This is a genomic window from Polaromonas sp. P1_F8 (genome assembly GCF_056405635.1).
Genome location: NZ_JBFUBS010000003.1, coordinates 278,815 through 294,251, shown reverse-complemented (window position 1 = coordinate 294,251; position 15,437 = coordinate 278,815). Strand labels below are relative to the sequence as shown.

Genomic DNA, 15,437 nt, shown 5'->3' with positions numbered 1-15,437 from the left:
GTCCCCATCCCTTTCACAAGGAGTTCCTGATGAAATTCAAGTCCAATCTGCTTTCAGCCGCTGTGCTGTGCGGCCTCACGGCCACAAGTTTTATCGCTTCGGCGCAAACCCTGCGAGTCGCCAACCAGGGCGATTCATTGTCGATGGATCCGCACTCGCTGAACGAGTCACTGCAGCTGAGCGTGACGGGCAATGCGTATGAAGGCCTGGTCATCCGCAACAAGGACCTGAGCCTGGCGCCTGGCCTGGCGACCTCGTGGAAACAGACGTCACCTTCCGTATGGCGCTTCGAATTGCGCAAGGGCGTGCAGTTTCACGACGGCACGCCGTTCACCGCCGATGATGTGGTGTTCAGCTTTAACCGCACCCAGGCCGACGGCTCGGACATGAAGAGCTACACCAACGACTTCAAGGAAGTGCGCAAGATCAACGACCATGTGGTCGAGATCGAAACCAAAACACCCTTTCCCATCCTGCCCGACGTGATCACGCTGGTTTACATGATGAGCAAGAAATGGTGCGAAACCAACCAGGCGACCAAACCGGTGGATCGCCGCAAAGGCATTGAAAACGCTGCATCCTTCCGTGCCAACGGCACCGGCCCTTACCGGGTACGGGAGCGTCAACCCAATGTGCGCACCACCTTTGTCCGCAACGGCACCTACTGGGGCAAGATTGAAGGCAACGTTCAGGAGGTGGTCTTCACCCCCATCGGCAACGACGCCACGCGCGTGGCAGCCTTGCTGTCCGGTGAAGTCGACGTGATGGAGCCCGTGCCGGTGCAGGATATTGACCGTGTCAACAGCAACGCCGCGACCCGTGTTCTGGCCGGCCCAGAGCTGCGCACCATTTTCCTGGGCATGGACCAAAAGCGCGACGAACTCCTGTATTCCAGCGTAAAGGGCAAAAACCCGTTCAAGGACAAGCGCGTGCGCCAGGCCTTCTATCAGGCCATCGACATCGAAGGCATCAAGAAAACCGTGATGCGTGGCGGCTCCAACCCGACAGCGCTGCTGATCGGCCCCGGTATCAACGGCTTCCAGGCCGACCAGAACAAGCGCTTGCCCTACGACCCTGAAGCCGCCAAAAAACTGATGGCAGATGCCGGCTATGCGAGCGGCTTTGAAGTGTCCATGAACTGCCCGAATGACCGTTATGTGAACGACAGCCGGATTTGCCAGGCTGTGGCAGCCAATCTTTCACGCATCAACGTCAAGATCAACCTCCAGGCTGAAACCAAAGGCACCTATTTCCCCAAGATTTTGCGTCGCGACACCAGCTTTTACATGCTGGGCTGGACACCCGGCACTTATGACGCCCACAACGCCATGAATGCCCTGGTCGCCTGTGTCGACGACAAGGGCGCCGGCCAGTTCAATCTGGGCGCATATTGCAATCCGAAGTTTGACGAGCTGACCAGGAAGGTTCAATCCGAAACCGATAAGACCAAACGCAATGCCATGATCAAGGAAGCATTCGACATCCACGGGGCCGACATCGGCCACATACCGCTGCACCAGCAATCGCTCGCCTGGGGCATGAACAAGAAGGTCGAACTGGTCCAGATGGCCGACAACTTCATGTTCTTCAAGTGGATTACCGTGAAGAAATAAGACCCCCTGTCGCCTTTTCGCGTCGCGTAACGGCCTCTCCCCTGCAGGGGACAACAGCTGCGGCCCGGCAAAGCCGGTTCCGTGCTGTTGCTGGCACAGGACTCGCTTTACTCGACCCTAGTTAATACGGACTACGCATTCTTTTGATGACAAAAACTCTTGCGCGCTGGTTTGACAGCGATGTGGGCCACAGCTTTCGCACCTCGCCGGTTGCGATGGTGGCGGCAGCCATTGCGCTGGTCTGCATTTTCTGTTCGGTGTTCGCCGGCTGGGTGGCGCCGCATGACCCGTTCAACCTCAGCACACTGGAGCTCAGCGATGCGCGCCTGCCGCCGGCCTGGAGCGCGCAGGGCAGTTCGAAATACCTACTGGGCACCGATGACCAGGGGCGCGACATTTTGTCGGCACTGATGTATGGCGCGCGCATTTCACTGGTCGTCGGCGTGGCCTCTGTCATCCTGTCCATGCTGGCAGGCGTGTCGCTGGGCTTGCTCGCGGGCTTTCGCGGCGGCTGGATCGACGCAGCCCTGATGCGCGTATGCGATGTGATGTCGTCTTTTCCGCCCATCCTGGTCGCGCTACTGATCGCCGGTGTGGGCCGCGCGGTGTTTCCTGACGCGAGTCAGCTGCTCGCCATGGGTGTGCTGATTCTGTCTATTTCGATGGGGCAGTCGGGCTGGGTGCAATACGCGCGTACCGTGCGTGGCTCCACCATGGTGGAACGCAGCAAGGAATATGTACAGGCTGCACGCGTCACCGGTGTCTCGCCCTTGCGCATCATGCGGCGCCATGTGCTGCCCAATGTGATGGGGCCTGTACTGGTGCTTGCCACCATCCAGGTGGCGACTGCCATCATCACCGAAGCCACGCTGTCTTTCCTGGGCGTGGGCGCGCCGCCCACCTCACCCTCGCTGGGTACGTTGATCCGCGTCGGAAACGACTACCTGTTCTCGGGCGAGTGGTGGATCACCGTGTTCCCGGGCCTGATGCTGGTGCTGATTGCGCTGAGCGTGAACCTGCTCGGTGACTGGTTGCGTGATGCCCTCAATCCCCGTCTAAGGTAGGCCGAAAAATGAATGCCCCACGCATGTCACTACGTGTACTACGGGAGCGCATTTTTCCTTGGGGCGGCCCGGTGGAAAAACCTTACTCATCGCTCACTTCGTGAGCTGAACCGTCAATGAGCCTTTTACAAATCAAGAATCTTGTGGTCGAGTTTCCCGGCCGGCGTGGCACGCTGCGTGCGCTGGACGACATCACATTTGACATCGCCCCCGGAGAAATCCTTGGCGTGGTCGGTGAATCGGGCGCGGGCAAGTCGCTGACCGGCGCAGCCATCATCGGCCTGCTGGAGCCGCCCGGGCGCGTAGCGGGCGGCCAGATCCTGCTCGAGGGCGAACGCATCGACAACCTGCCCCATGAGCGCATGCGCCACATCCGGGGGCGAAAGATAGGCGCGATCTTCCAGGATCCGCTGACCTCGCTGAATCCGCTCTACACCATAGGCCGGCAATTGGTGGAAACCATCCAGGCTCATTTGCCTGTCAGCACGCAGGAAGCCCGGGCGCGCGCCATCGAACTGCTGGATGACACCGGCATTCCCGCCGCCGCACAGCGCATAGACCACTACCCGCATCAGTTCTCGGGCGGTATGCGCCAGCGCGTGGTAATCGCCCTGGCGCTGGCGGCCGAGCCCAAGCTCATCGTGGCCGACGAACCGACCACCGCGCTTGACGTATCGATCCAGGCACAAATCATCACCCTGCTCAAAAACATCTGCCGGCAGCGCGGTGCCGCCGTCATGCTGATCACCCACGACATGGGCGTGATCGCCGAAACCTGCGACCGTGTGGCCGTGATGTATGCCGGGCGGATCGCCGAGATGGGCCCAGTGCACCAGGTGATCAACCACCCTTCGCATCCCTACACCGCGGGCCTGATGGCCGCGATCCCCGACATCACCGTGGAGCGTGAGCGCCTGTATCAGATCGACGGCGCCATGCCGCGCCTGAACGCCATCCCCCAGGGCTGTGCCTTCAACCCGCGCTGCCCCAAAGCATTCGACCGCTGCCGTCAGGAACGGCCCGACCTGATGCCGGCTGGTGCCACGCGGGCGGCCTGCTGGCTGCATGACACGCACGCAGGGGTGGCGGCATGAGCGACATTTTGAGCACGTCCCAAGTCAGCGGAGAATTTTCCGCCGGGCCGCCCCAAGGAAAATCGGCCCTCTCGGGGGGCAGCGAAGCACGCGAAGCGACAAGCGTGGGGGCGTTAGTCCAAGCCCACGACCTTGCGAAAACCTTCGATGTGTCGCCACCCTGGCTGAACCGGGTGCTCGAACGCAAACCCAGGCTGCTGCTAAAGGCCGTCGACGGCGTGAGCTTCGACATCGAGAGAGGCAAGACGCTGGCACTGGTCGGCGAATCGGGCTGCGGCAAAAGCACCGTCGCCCGCCTGCTGGTGGGTCTCTATGAGCCGACGCGCGGTGGATTGACCTTTGACGGCCAGGATGCGCATTCCGCTTTCAAGACACCCCAGGGCCGGCAATTGCGCAGGCGCATCCAGATGATTTTTCAGGACCCCTATGCCAGCCTGAACCCGCGCTGGACGGTGGAAGACATCATCGCCGAACCGTTGCACGAGCACGGCATCCTGAGTGACAGTGCAGCACTCAAGGAACGCGTGGACGAACTGCTGAGATCGGTGGGCCTGTCTGCGCTGGACAAGCCCAAGTATCCACATCAATTCTCGGGTGGGCAGCGCCAGCGCATATCGATCGCACGCGCGCTGGCCACGGAGCCCGAGTTCCTGGTCTGCGACGAACCGACCTCGGCGCTGGATGTGAGCGTGCAGGCACAGGTGCTCAACATCATGAAAGACCTGCAACGAAAGCGCGGCCTGACTTACCTCTTCATCTCGCACAACCTCGCGGTGGTGCGCCACGTCAGTGACCAGGTCGGCGTGATGTACCTGGGCCGCCTGGTCGAGATGGCCGACAAGCACAGCCTGTTCGACACACCGCGCCATCCCTACACACGCATGCTGCTGGATGCCATCCCCAAGATGCACGACACCGGCCGGGCCCGCACGCCAGTGTCGGGTGAAGTGCCCAACCCGCTGAACCCGCCCAGCGGCTGCACCTTCCACCCACGCTGCCCGCATGCCAACGAGCGTTGCCGCAGCGAAAGGCCGGAGTTCCTTCAGCTTGAAGGCGTTCGTGTGGCCTGCCACGCAGTTGAAGAGGGCCGGATTTAGGGAACAAATACCAGGACCCAGGCACGGTCATGCAAAGCGGAACCGGCTTGGTTACTATGTACTTTTAGGGGACATCGCCATGAAAATCATTGAATCCATCCTGGCCGGAGCGGCCGACATCGCCGCCGTGCGCCGCGACATCCACGCCCACCCTGAACTGTGTTTCCAGGAAGTACGCACTGCCGACGTTGTCGCGCAAAAGCTCGAATCCTGGGGCATCCCGATTCACCGCGGCATGGGCACCACCGGCGTGGTCGGTATCGTGCACGGGCGTGACGGCGGCGCCTGCGGCCGTGCAGTGGGCCTTCGCGCCGACATGGACGCGCTTCCAATGCAGGAATTCAACAAGTTTTCCCATGCCAGCAAACACGTCGGAAAAATGCACGCCTGCGGACATGACGGCCATACCGCAATGTTGCTGGCCGCTGCACATCACCTCGCCCAAAACCGGAACTTCGAAGGCACGGTCTACCTGATCTTCCAGCCGGCTGAAGAAGGCGGCGGCGGCGCACGCGAGATGATCAAGGACGGCCTCTTTGAAAAATTCCCCGTCGAAGCGGTCTTCGGCATGCACAACTGGCCGGGCGCGGCTGTCGGCACTTTCGCGGTCAGCGCGGGGCCAGTGATGGCATCAAGCAACGAGTTCAAGATCACCATACGCGGCAAGGGCAGCCACGCCGCGATGCCGCACTTCGGCATCGACCCTGTGCCTATCGCCTGCCAGATGGTGCAGGGCTTCCAGACCATCATCAGCCGCAACAAAAAACCGGTTGATGCGGGCGTCATCTCGGTGACCATGATTCACGCCGGAGAAGCGACCAACGTGGTGCCGGACTTCTGCGAGTTGCAGGGCACAGTGCGCACGTTCAGCATTGAAGTGCTGGACATGATTGAAAAGCGCATGAAGGAAGTGGCCGAACACACCTGTGCCGCGTTTGAAGCACGCTGCGAATTCGAGTTCACGCGCAACTACCCGCCCACGGTCAACAGCGCCGCCGAGGCCGACTTCGCACGCCGGGTGATGAGCGACATCGTGGGGCCGGCCAACGTGCTGCCGCAGGAGCCCACCATGGGCGCCGAAGACTTCGCCTACATGCTGCAAGCCAAACCCGGCGCCTACTGTTTCATTTCCAACGGTGACGGCGCGCACCGCGACATGGGCCACGGCGAAGGACCCTGCACGCTGCACAACCCGAGCTACGACTTCAACGACGACCTGATCCCCCTGGGCGGCACCTACTGGGTCCAGCTGGCTACGCGCTGGCTGGGCACGGTTCCTGAGGCGCGCCCCTGACAACGCCAACAACACCATGAACACACACGCGGCTTTTTCAGCCAGTTATGCGGCTGCGCGCGCCAAATTCCTCGAGGCGGCTCGCGCTGCCGGCATGGCGCTTCGCGCCTATGAACACCCGCTGAAGGGCCGCGAGGGCGAAACCCTGGCCATGGACGTCGCCCTGGACGGCTCACCTGACGCAAACAAGCTCTTCATCATCAGCAGCGCTTGTCATGGGGTGGAAGGCTACTGCGGCTCAGGCGTGCAGGTGTATGCCGCACACGATGCCGAGTGGCGCGCCAAGGCCCGCGCGGGCGGTGTGGCGGTGCTCTACATTCACGCGATCAATCCCCACGGCTTTTCCCATGCACGGCGCACCACGCACGAAAACGTGGACTTGAACCGCAACTTCCATGACTTCGGCCAGCCCTTGCCTGTCAATGAGGCTTACCGCGAGCTCCACGATTTGCTGCTACCCGCGCGGTGGCCCCCTACAAGCGAAAACCAGGCCGCCATTGCGGCCTACATTGACACCCGTGGTGTGGCACGCTACCAGGCGGCCGTGTCGCAAGGCCAGCATGAATACGCCGATGGCATGTTTTTCGGAGGGACGGAGCCCACGTGGAGCAATCGCACCTTGCGCGAAGTGCTGCAAACCTTCGGGCAACGGGCTAAACGCATCGCCTGGATGGACCTGCACACAGGGCTGGGCCCCAGCGGGATTGGTGAGCGCATTTTTGCCTGCGACAACGACCCCATAGCCCTGGCACGTGCGCGTGCCTGGTGGGACGGCGGCGGCGCCACCCCCGTCACCTCGTTCTACGACGGCTCCTCCAGCTCGGCGCACCTGACGGGTTTGATGTGGGCGTCGGTTCCCGACGAATGCCCGCAGGCCGAATACACCGGCATGGCCATGGAATACGGTACGGTGCCCATTCTGGACGTCATTGCCGCCCTGCGCGCCGACCACTGGCTGCACAATCATCCTGAGATGCCCGCGGAGCAACAGGCGACGATCAAGCGGCAGATGATGAACGCGTTTTATGTCGACACGGACGAATGGCGCTCACAAATCGTGGCTCAGGCGCGCCAGGCCATGTTCCAGACCGTGGGCGGACTGAACACCCCCTGAACCAGGGCCGCATAATGACTCGGGTGCAGCCATTGCAGCAGCCCTCTTTTCAACCTGAGCACGAAAGCCGCGCCATGCCGTCCGACGCCGACCTGCAACTTCAGCTCAAGCAGCTGCAACAGCAATACCAGGCGTTAGAGGCCGACTACCGGAATTTGCAGCTTGAAAAGCAGAAGCAGGAGACATCCGCCAACCTGTGGCTGGAACAGCGAACCCGCGAACTTCAGGTCGAAGCACTGGAGCAAAAAAAAGCCGAAGCCCTGCAACGGGTTTTTTACCGCATTGCCGAGCGTGCAGCAGCAGACCTCTCTTTCTACGATTTCCTGCAGTCGGTTCACGGCTTGCTGGGAGAGCTGCTATATGCCAAAAATTGCTATGTGTGCCTGTACGACGCGCAGAAACACCGAAAGGATTTCCCCTATTACGTGGACGAGCGCGATGGCGATGCGCTGCAACTGAGCAATGTGCCGTACCGCAGGGGTCTGACCGAATTCGTCCTGAGTACCGGCAAGCCGCAAATTATTGACGCCATGCGCCTCAAGGTACTGGAAGCCGCCGGTGATGTGACGGAAGGCAGTGGCGACATGACTTTCAGTTCCTGGCTGGGCGTGCCCATGCACATACGCGGCACCATAGGCGGCGTGCTCGCGGTGCAGGGCTATGAACCGGGCGTGGCCTACAGCGACACCGATGCCGACATCCTGTCCTTTGTCGCCAACCACGTCAGCAGTGCGATTGAACGCTATCAGGCGCTGGATGAATTGCGTAAATCGGAAGAGCGCTACCGCACGGTGATTGAAAACGTCGGTGTCGGCGTGGTGGTGGTGCAGGACGGCCGCATGGTATTTGCCAACCCCAGCCTGGAGCGCATCGTGGGCCACCCGCGGGAGTACCTGCTGTCCCAACCCTACACTGCGACCGTCCACCCCGACGACCTGCCGCTCATGCGCGATCGCCACGAACGCCGGTTGCGCGGCGACGAGGTGGATTCGATGTACGGATTTCGCGTGATCACCCAGGCCGGCGAAGTACGCTCGCTGGAGCTCTCCGCCGTGCAGATCGAATGGGGCAAGCGCGAGGCGACCCTGATCTTCGTGGTAGATGCGACGGCCCGCTTGCAGGCCGAACTGACGCAGCGCCAGACCCTGCAGCGGCAAACCGAGCTCAATGACATGAAGTCGCGCTTCATCTCGGTGGCTTCCCACGAATTCCGCACGCCGCTGGCCTTTATCCTGTCGTCCGCCGAACTCCTCAAGCACTACGGCGACCGCCTGCCCGAACCCGAAAAAGCCGACGTCATCGCCACCATAGAAACCGGCGTACAACGCATGACCCAGATGCTGGACCGCGTGCTGCTGCTGGGCAAGGTGGAGGCCCAAATGCTGGCGTTCCAGCCGGCGGAGATCAATCTGCAACTGCTTTGCCAGAACCTTGTGGAGGATGCGCGCATCCAGCATTCAGAGGCGGGCTGCGAGCTGGCCCTGGAATTCGGGGCCCGGCCGGAGACCGGAATTTTTGATGAAAAGCTGCTGCGCCATATCTTCGGCAACCTGCTGTCTAACGCCATCAAGTATTCGCCGCAAGGCGGAAAAGTCTCTTTTCGCGTGTTTTCGTCGGAAGGACGTGTGGCCTTTGAGGTGGCGGACCAGGGCATAGGCATTCCGGCCGAAGAGCTTCCCCACCTCTTCGAATGGTTCCACCGGGCCAGCAATGTCGGCGAAATCCAGGGCACGGGCCTGGGCCTGGCCATCGTCAAAAATTCGGTCGACCTGCACGGCGGCCACATCAACGTAACCAGCGTCGTGGGCCAGGGCACGCGCTTTACCGTCACGATTTGAGTCGCGGAACCTGGTCGAACCAACCGGTGCACCAGGCAGATTGGGGAAACCGGGGTAAGGCTATAAGATGGACACCAGCCCGGCACGGCGGCAGAGCCCGCCGGGTGGTTCAGGGAAATCAGCCCCGTCGACGGTGAAACGCGGGGCCTTCAATGCGAAAGAAAAATGGCGCGCATTCTGGTGATTGAAGATGAATCCCATATCCGGGACAACCTGCTGCGCTTTGTCCGGCTGGAGGGCCACGAAGGCCTGGCAGCGGCAGACGGCCATGCCGGCCTGCAAGTGGCCAGGGAGCAGCAACCGGACCTGATTTTTTGCGATGTGATGATGCCGCTGATGAACGGCATGGAGGTTCTGGCCGCGCTGCAATCGGAACCTGCCCTCAAGCAGGTGCCCTTTGTGTTCCTGTCGGCCAGCGCGGAGTCAGAGCGGCTGGAGGAAGCCTTGCGCCTGGGTGCCAGCGGCTACGTGACCAAGCCCTTTAATTTCGCGCAGCTGCACGCGGTGCTCAAGCAGCACTTGCCCAAATAAGGCCTCAGCGTTACAGGCCCAGCGCCTTCCAGCCCGCGTGGCCCAGCTTTTCGAGCGTCTGGATGTTCTGCTCAAAGATAGCCTCAGCCTCGGGAAACGCCTCCACGGCCCGTTCCACGCTTTCCTCGCGCAGCAAATGCAGGATGGCAAAGGGTGCGCGGTTCGTGTAGTTGCCAATGTCGTCGGGCTCGGTGCCATCGAACTGGAACTGCGGATGAAAGCTGGCCAGCTGGATCACGCCTTCGAGGCCATGCTCATCCACCACGCCTTCGGCGATTTCCAGGAAATCGTTGAAGTCCAGGAAGTCGTCAAATAGCGTGGGATGAATCAGCAGCGTGGTGTCAACCTCTTCAGCCGGCGTCGCCGCCAGCAAATCCAGTTCGCGGTCCAGTTCTTCGAGCAGGCCGTCCGCGTGTTTCGCATGGCTCACCACCAGCCGCACCTGGTTCTTGACGTAGACGGCCTTGGCGAACGGGCACAGGTTAAGCCCGATCACGGCTTTTTCGAGCCAGTGACGGGTTCGGGTCAGGACTTCATCATCGGTCATAGCCGTCTCCAGGGAACTACACGCAATGAGCAACGCGAGGGCTCTTCATTTCAGCAGGGGCCGCGGAACCGGCTTTGCCGGGCCGCAGGCGCAGCGGCCCCTCGGGGGGGCAGCGCATTACACGAAGTGAAAAGCGTGGGGGTCTAATGCAGTGCTTTGAAACGCACACGCTTCGGTTTGGCGCCCTCTTCACCCAAGCGCTTCTTCTTGTCGGCTTCGTACTCCTGGTAGTTGCCGTTGAAGAAGGTCCACTGGCTGTCGCCTTCGGCGGCCAGGATGTGGGTGGCGATGCGGTCCAGGAACCAGCGGTCATGGCTGATCACCAGCACGGAGCCGGCGAATTCCAGCAACGCGTCTTCGAGCGCGCGCAGGGTTTCCACGTCCAAATCGTTCGAGGGTTCATCAAGCATCAGCACGTTGCCGCCCGCGATCAGGGTCTTGGCCAGGTGCAGGCGCCCGCGCTCTCCGCCCGACAGCATGCCGACGCGTTTTTGCTGGTCGGCGCCGTTGAAGTTGAAGCGGCCGGCATAGGCGCGGCTGGGCATGGTGAACTTGCCGACGGTCAGCATGTCCAGGCCGCCCGAGATGTCTTCCCAGACGGTTTTTTCATTGGCCAAATCATCGCGGTGCTGGTCGACGAAAGCCATGCGCGCGGTCTTGCCGATGGCGACTTCGCCGCTGTCCGGCGTTTCCTTGCCGGCGATCAGCTTGAACAGCGTGGATTTACCCGCGCCGTTGGGGCCGATGATGCCGACGATGGCACCGGCCGGCACTTGGAAGCTCAGGTTGTCGATCAGCAGGCGGTCGCCGAAGGATTTGCTGACATTCTTGAATTCGATGACTTCATTGCCCAGGCGCTCGGCCACAGGGATGAAAATTTCCTGGGTTTCGTTGCGCTGCTGGTATTCGAAGTCGGAGAGTTCCTCGAAACGGGCCAGGCGCGACTTGCTCTTGGCCTGGCGTGCCTTGGGATTCTGGCGCGACCATTCGAGTTCTTTCTTCAGGGCCTTGGCGCGGGCTTCCTCGCCCTTTTGCTCCTGTGCCAGGCGCTCGCCCTTCTGGTCCAGCCAGCTGCTGTAGTTGCCCTTCCATGGGATTCCGTGGCCGCGGTCCAGCTCCAGGATCCACTCGGCGGCGTTGTCCAGGAAATAGCGGTCATGGGTGATGGCCACCACAGTGCCTGAAAAGCGCTGCAGGAACTGCTCCAGCCAGTCCACCGATTCGGCGTCCAGGTGATTGGTGGGTTCGTCAAGCAGCAGCATGTCGGGCCGGGACAGCAGCAGGCTGCACAGGGCCACGCGGCGTTTTTCGCCGCCCGAGAGCACGCCGATCTTGGCGTCCCAGGGCGGCAGGCGCAGCGCGTCGGCGGCGATTTCAAGCTGGTGCTCGGAATCGGTGCCGGCAGTGGCGATGATGGCTTCCAGGCGGGCCTGCTCGGCGGCCAGCGCATCGAAGTCGGCATCAGGCTCTCCGTAGGCGGTGTACACAGCTTCGAGCTGGGCCTTGGCGGCGAATACCGCGCCCATACCGGCTTCCACGCTTTCGCGCACCGTGTGCTCGGGGTCCAACTTGGGTTCCTGCGGCAGGTAGCCGATGTTCAGCCCCGGCATGGGAGTGGCTTCGCCCTCGATTTCCGTGTCCAGGCCGGCCATGATCTTGAGCAGCGTGGACTTGCCGGAACCGTTGGTGCCCAGCACGCCGATCTTGGCGCCCGGGAAGAAACTGAGCGACACCTCTTTAAGGATATGGCGCTTGGGCGGCACGATTTTGCCGACCTTGTTCATAGTAAATACGTACTGAGCCATCAGAATTAACTTTGGTAAAAATGAAAAACAATGCAGGAAAACGGGCTGCTTGCCGCCTGTACATGCTATTTCTACAGGCTGTCAGCAGGCTTTCTTGCGGGCTGGAACGACACGCCGCGCCTGGGCGCAAACGCCTTTTGGCAAAGCGTGTTTTATGCGTGAATGCCTCCATTATCGTTGCTGTGCGACAATACAGGCGTTGCTGGCTCCAGTTGCCTTCAACATTTGGGCACATCCGGGTACCGCTTCAAGTGGCTGCTTACGATGTAAAACGTAATGTTTAGGGCCCACTTTCTGACCCCATCTGCCTTTGACTGGCGGGTTTGCCTTTCAACAAGGCGCCCAACAGGCCGATCTAAAGCGCCACACAGGCGCAACATCATGACATTTGAAGAATTGAATCTGGCTCCGGCCATTCTGAAGGCCGTGCTCGAGCAGGGCTACGACACCCCCACCCCCATCCAGGCCCAGGCGATCCCCGCCGTGCTCAAGGGCGTCGACCTGCTGGGCGGCGCCCAGACCGGCACCGGCAAGACCGCTGCCTTTACGCTGCCCTTGCTGCAGCGCCTGTCCACCGAAGCGCGCCTGACCAACCGCCGCGGCGTCAATGCCGTACGTGCCCTCATCATGACCCCGACCCGCGAACTCGCGGCCCAGGTCGAAGAAAGCGTACGCACCTACGGCAAATACACCGACCTCACCTCCATGGTGATGTTCGGCGGCGTTGGCATGGGCGCTCAGATTGAAAAACTGCGCCGCGGCGTCGACATCCTGGTCGCCACCCCCGGCCGCCTGCTGGACCACGCGAGCCAAGGCACGCTGGACCTGAGCCAAGTACAGATCCTGGTGCTGGACGAAGCCGACCGCATGCTGGACATGGGCTTCATCCACGACATCAAGAAGGTGCTGGCCCTGGTGCCCAAGCAAAAGCAGTCGCTGCTGTTCAGCGCGACCTTCAGCGATGAAATCCGCGAGCTGGCCAACGGCCTGCTGAAGAACCCCGAATCCATCCAGGTCACACCACGCAACACCACGGTGCAGCGCATCACGCAGACCATCCACCCCGTGGGCCGCAGCAAAAAGAAAGCGCTGCTGACCCACATCATCAACGAACACAACTGGAGCCAGGTGCTGGTGTTCACCCGGACCAAATTTGGCGCCAACAACGTGGCCGAGCACCTGACCAAAAACGGCATCCCTGCTATGGCGCTGCACGGCAACAAGAGCCAGACCGCCCGCACCCAGGCCTTGGCCGATTTCAAGAGCGGAACGATTCGCGCCCTGGTGGCCACCGACATCGCCGCCCGCGGCATCGACATCGACGAGCTGCCGCACGTGGTGAACTACGAAATCCCGAATGTCAGCGAAGACTACGTGCACCGCATCGGCCGCACCGGCCGCGCCGGGAACAGCGGCGAAGCCGTCAGCCTGGTCTGCCTCGATGAAGAAGGCTTCATGCAGGACATCGAGCGCTTCACCAAGCAGAATATCGAAAAAGTCATCGTCCCCGGCTTTGAAGCGGAACCCGGTGAACGCGCCGAGCCGCTGGCCATGGGTCGCCAGACCATCTGGGGTGGCCTGGGCAAGCCGCCTAGCCGCGACGTGATGCAGGCTGCCGCCAAAGCGGCCCGTACTGAAATGATGCAGCGCATCCGCGATACCAAGGGGGCACAGCCCGCGCGCGGCGCAGGCGGTGGCAACGGGGGCGGCAACGGCGGCGCCCGTGGACGCGGCCCCGCCGGCGGTGGCAATGGTGGAGGAAATGGCGGCGGCCGCGGCCCGCGCACCCCCAACCCCGGCCAGCCGCGCCAGGCTTCCGGTTATTCGCAGAACGGTCAGCCGCCACGGCAGGCCCAGGCGCCGCGCCATCGCGACGACCAGCAGCCGCGCGCGCCCCGCAACGAGTCAAGGGAGCCACGCAATGACTTCGACAACCAGCAACCTGCCAGCCACGCCTCCTCCGGCTTCCCATCCTCCGGCCAGCCCACAGGCGGCAACCGCGGCAACTACCGGGGCGGCAACCGCTCCGGCGGTGGCGGCGGTTCGGGTGGCGCTGGTGGCCGGGGCAACGGGCCTCGTCGGCCAGGCGGTCCTGGCTCGTTTACTGGCCGATAAGCGCTATTCGGCGGTTCACTGTGTAGGCCGCCGTGCGCCTGTGCAGCACGACGCACGGCTGGCCGTGCACCTGACCGATTCATTCGCGGACTTCACGGCGCCGCCAGTCGATGATGTCTTCATTGCACTGGGCACCACGATCAAAACGGCCGGCAGCCAGGCAGCTTTCAGGGCCGTGGATTTCGACGCCGTGCTGGCCGTAGCCCGCGCTGGCCGCATTGCCGGCGCTACACGGCTGGGTGTGGTCAGTGCCATGGGCGCTGATTCGCACTCCGCCCTCTTCTACACGCGCGTTAAAGGCGAAGCGGAAGAAGCACTCGCACTACTGGGCTTTTCCACTCTGGTGGTGGTGCGGCCCTCATTCCTGGCGGGTGAGCGCGAGTCTTTGGGCCAGGCGCCGCGCGCCGGTGAAAAAATCGCACTCGGCCTGAGCCGGCTCCTAAGCAGGGTGATCCCTGCCAACTACCAGTCCGTTTCAGCGGAAAGCGTCGCACGTACGCTGGTTGAAGAAGTGGCCGTTCGCCGGGGCCAACACGTGGTGCTGTCGGGCGAGATGCAGCAACGCTAGGGTCTGTTCAGGCAGCTTTCAGTTGCTTGGCCGGGTCGCTCAGCTTGGGCAAACGGCGCCGCGAACCGAGCACCAGTTCGATATCCTCGCGCGCACCGTCAATCAACACCAGAATCGCTTTTTCAGCTTTGGCCGGGTTGCGTGCAATCACGGCGTCCAGCACGGCACGATGCAGCGGGAGTGAAAGCTTGGGCCCGTCCTTGCGGCTCGTGGAAATCTCAAAGCTGGTACGCAGCAGCGCACTCAAGGCTTTGCTCATCTGGACGAGCATGCGGTTATGGGCGGCCCGCAATAGTCCCTGATGAAAGCGCAGATCATAGGTGACATAGTCGCCGCCGCCTTCAATGGCACGCTTCATGCCTGCATAGGCATCCTCGATTTCAGCGACTTCTGCGGCTGTTGCCCGCTCGGCTGCCATGCGTACGGCAGCAGGCTCCACCAGGCGCCGCAACTCAAGCAGGTCACGCAAAAATTCGGGTGTGATGCCGGCCTTGGCCTTCCAGGCGATGACGTCGGGATCGAACCAATTCCAGTGCTCCTCGGTCAGCACGCGGGTACCCACTTTGGGCCCGGTGGTGACAAGGCCCTTGGCGATCAGCGACTTGACCGCTTCGCGCACCACCGTGCGGCTCACGCCAAGCTCCTCACAAAGAATAGGCTCCGGTGGCATAGACATGCCTGCGGCATAACGCCCCGCGACAATGGCTTCCCCGATGTGGTCAACCGTGTTGCCGTGGACGTTTTTCATGGTGGCCAT

The 15,437-nt window shown here is 62.0% G+C and carries 13 protein-coding genes; 10 read left to right on the top strand and 3 right to left on the bottom strand.

Annotated elements, in window-relative coordinates; translation table 11 throughout:
• Positions 1 to 29 precede the first annotated feature (29 nt).
• From AC1D1J_RS13170 to AC1D1J_RS13135, 8 genes are all read left to right on the top strand, one after another.
• Positions 30 to 1,613 carry an ABC transporter substrate-binding protein gene (locus tag AC1D1J_RS13170; RefSeq protein ID WP_477694891.1) on the top strand — a complete coding sequence of 528 codons (1,584 nt, stop codon included), beginning with the start codon at positions 30 to 32 and terminating at the stop codon, positions 1,611 to 1,613.
• A gap of 146 nt (positions 1,614 to 1,759) precedes the next feature.
• Entirely contained in the window at positions 1,760 to 2,677 is a 918-nt protein-coding gene (locus AC1D1J_RS13165) for an ABC transporter permease (RefSeq protein ID WP_477687897.1), read from the top strand.
• 116 nt (positions 2,678 to 2,793) lie between these two features.
• Positions 2,794 to 3,771 (top strand): ABC transporter ATP-binding protein, encoded by a 978-nt coding sequence (locus AC1D1J_RS13160; protein ID WP_477687898.1) that lies wholly within the window; start codon positions 2,794 to 2,796, stop codon positions 3,769 to 3,771.
• On the top strand, positions 3,768 to 4,868 hold the full coding sequence (locus AC1D1J_RS13155; protein WP_477687899.1) for an ABC transporter ATP-binding protein: 1,101 nt from the start codon (positions 3,768 to 3,770) through the stop codon (positions 4,866 to 4,868). The genes AC1D1J_RS13160 and AC1D1J_RS13155 overlap by 4 nt, the downstream gene beginning before the upstream one ends.
• Before the next feature lie 79 nt (positions 4,869 to 4,947).
• Positions 4,948 to 6,162 carry a M20 aminoacylase family protein gene (locus AC1D1J_RS13150; protein ID WP_477687900.1) on the top strand — a complete coding sequence of 405 codons (1,215 nt, stop codon included), beginning with the start codon at positions 4,948 to 4,950 and terminating at the stop codon, positions 6,160 to 6,162.
• A 16-nt stretch (positions 6,163 to 6,178) separates the two neighbouring features.
• Positions 6,179 to 7,276 (top strand): M14 family metallopeptidase, encoded by a 1,098-nt coding sequence (locus tag AC1D1J_RS13145; RefSeq protein WP_477687901.1) that lies wholly within the window; start codon positions 6,179 to 6,181, stop codon positions 7,274 to 7,276.
• Positions 7,277 to 7,350: 74 nt separating this feature from the next.
• Positions 7,351 to 9,114, top strand: coding sequence for a sensor histidine kinase (locus AC1D1J_RS13140; RefSeq protein WP_477687902.1), 1,764 nt, complete (start codon positions 7,351 to 7,353; stop codon positions 9,112 to 9,114).
• Between the two features lie 165 nt (positions 9,115 to 9,279).
• Positions 9,280 to 9,645 carry a response regulator transcription factor gene (locus AC1D1J_RS13135; protein WP_477671428.1) on the top strand — a complete coding sequence of 122 codons (366 nt, stop codon included), beginning with the start codon at positions 9,280 to 9,282 and terminating at the stop codon, positions 9,643 to 9,645.
• 10 nt (positions 9,646 to 9,655) lie between these two features.
• Here AC1D1J_RS13135 and AC1D1J_RS13130 read toward each other — a convergent pair whose 3' ends face one another.
• Positions 9,656 to 10,192: a DUF1415 domain-containing protein gene (locus tag AC1D1J_RS13130; protein WP_477687903.1), complete on the bottom strand. Its 537-nt coding sequence runs from the start codon at positions 10,190 to 10,192 to the stop codon at positions 9,656 to 9,658.
• Positions 10,193 to 10,335: 143 nt separating this feature from the next.
• Positions 10,336 to 11,997 carry an energy-dependent translational throttle protein EttA gene (gene ettA / locus AC1D1J_RS13125; protein ID WP_457279253.1) on the bottom strand — a complete coding sequence of 554 codons (1,662 nt, stop codon included), beginning with the start codon at positions 11,995 to 11,997 and terminating at the stop codon, positions 10,336 to 10,338.
• Between the two features lie 381 nt (positions 11,998 to 12,378).
• On the opposite strand from ettA, the gene AC1D1J_RS13120 reads away from it, so the two are divergent.
• Complete coding sequence (locus tag AC1D1J_RS13120) at positions 12,379 to 14,112, top strand: DEAD/DEAH box helicase (protein WP_477694890.1); 1,734 nt, start codon at positions 12,379 to 12,381, stop codon at positions 14,110 to 14,112.
• Entirely contained in the window at positions 14,030 to 14,680 is a 651-nt protein-coding gene (locus tag AC1D1J_RS13115) for an NAD-dependent epimerase/dehydratase family protein (protein ID WP_477694889.1), read from the top strand. Before AC1D1J_RS13120 ends, AC1D1J_RS13115 begins: the two co-directional genes overlap by 83 nt.
• A gap of 7 nt (positions 14,681 to 14,687) precedes the next feature.
• Here the strand turns inward: AC1D1J_RS13115 and AC1D1J_RS13110 are convergent, their stop codons facing one another.
• The gene (locus AC1D1J_RS13110; RefSeq protein WP_457279256.1) at positions 14,688 to 15,437 is read right to left on the bottom strand and encodes a FadR/GntR family transcriptional regulator; all 750 of its coding nucleotides are present in this window, start codon (positions 15,435 to 15,437) and stop codon (positions 14,688 to 14,690) included.

Coding starts and splice junctions, on each gene's coding strand:
- AC1D1J_RS13170 (WP_477694891.1), top strand. CDS start 30: ATGAAATTCAAGTCCAATCTGCTTTCAGCCGCTGTGCTGTGCGGCCTC.
- AC1D1J_RS13165 (WP_477687897.1), top strand. CDS start 1,760: ATGACAAAAACTCTTGCGCGCTGGTTTGACAGCGATGTGGGCCACAGC.
- AC1D1J_RS13160 (WP_477687898.1), top strand. CDS start 2,794: ATGAGCCTTTTACAAATCAAGAATCTTGTGGTCGAGTTTCCCGGCCGG.
- AC1D1J_RS13155 (WP_477687899.1), top strand. CDS start 3,768: ATGAGCGACATTTTGAGCACGTCCCAAGTCAGCGGAGAATTTTCCGCC.
- AC1D1J_RS13150 (WP_477687900.1), top strand. CDS start 4,948: ATGAAAATCATTGAATCCATCCTGGCCGGAGCGGCCGACATCGCCGCC.
- AC1D1J_RS13145 (WP_477687901.1), top strand. CDS start 6,179: ATGAACACACACGCGGCTTTTTCAGCCAGTTATGCGGCTGCGCGCGCC.
- AC1D1J_RS13140 (WP_477687902.1), top strand. CDS start 7,351: ATGCCGTCCGACGCCGACCTGCAACTTCAGCTCAAGCAGCTGCAACAG.
- AC1D1J_RS13135 (WP_477671428.1), top strand. CDS start 9,280: ATGGCGCGCATTCTGGTGATTGAAGATGAATCCCATATCCGGGACAAC.
- AC1D1J_RS13130 (WP_477687903.1), bottom strand. CDS start 10,192: ATGACCGATGATGAAGTCCTGACCCGAACCCGTCACTGGCTCGAAAAA.
- ettA (WP_457279253.1), bottom strand. CDS start 11,997: ATGGCTCAGTACGTATTTACTATGAACAAGGTCGGCAAAATCGTGCCG.
- AC1D1J_RS13120 (WP_477694890.1), top strand. CDS start 12,379: ATGACATTTGAAGAATTGAATCTGGCTCCGGCCATTCTGAAGGCCGTG.
- AC1D1J_RS13110 (WP_457279256.1), bottom strand. CDS start 15,437: ATGGCCACCATGAAAAACGTCCACGGCAACACGGTTGACCACATCGGG.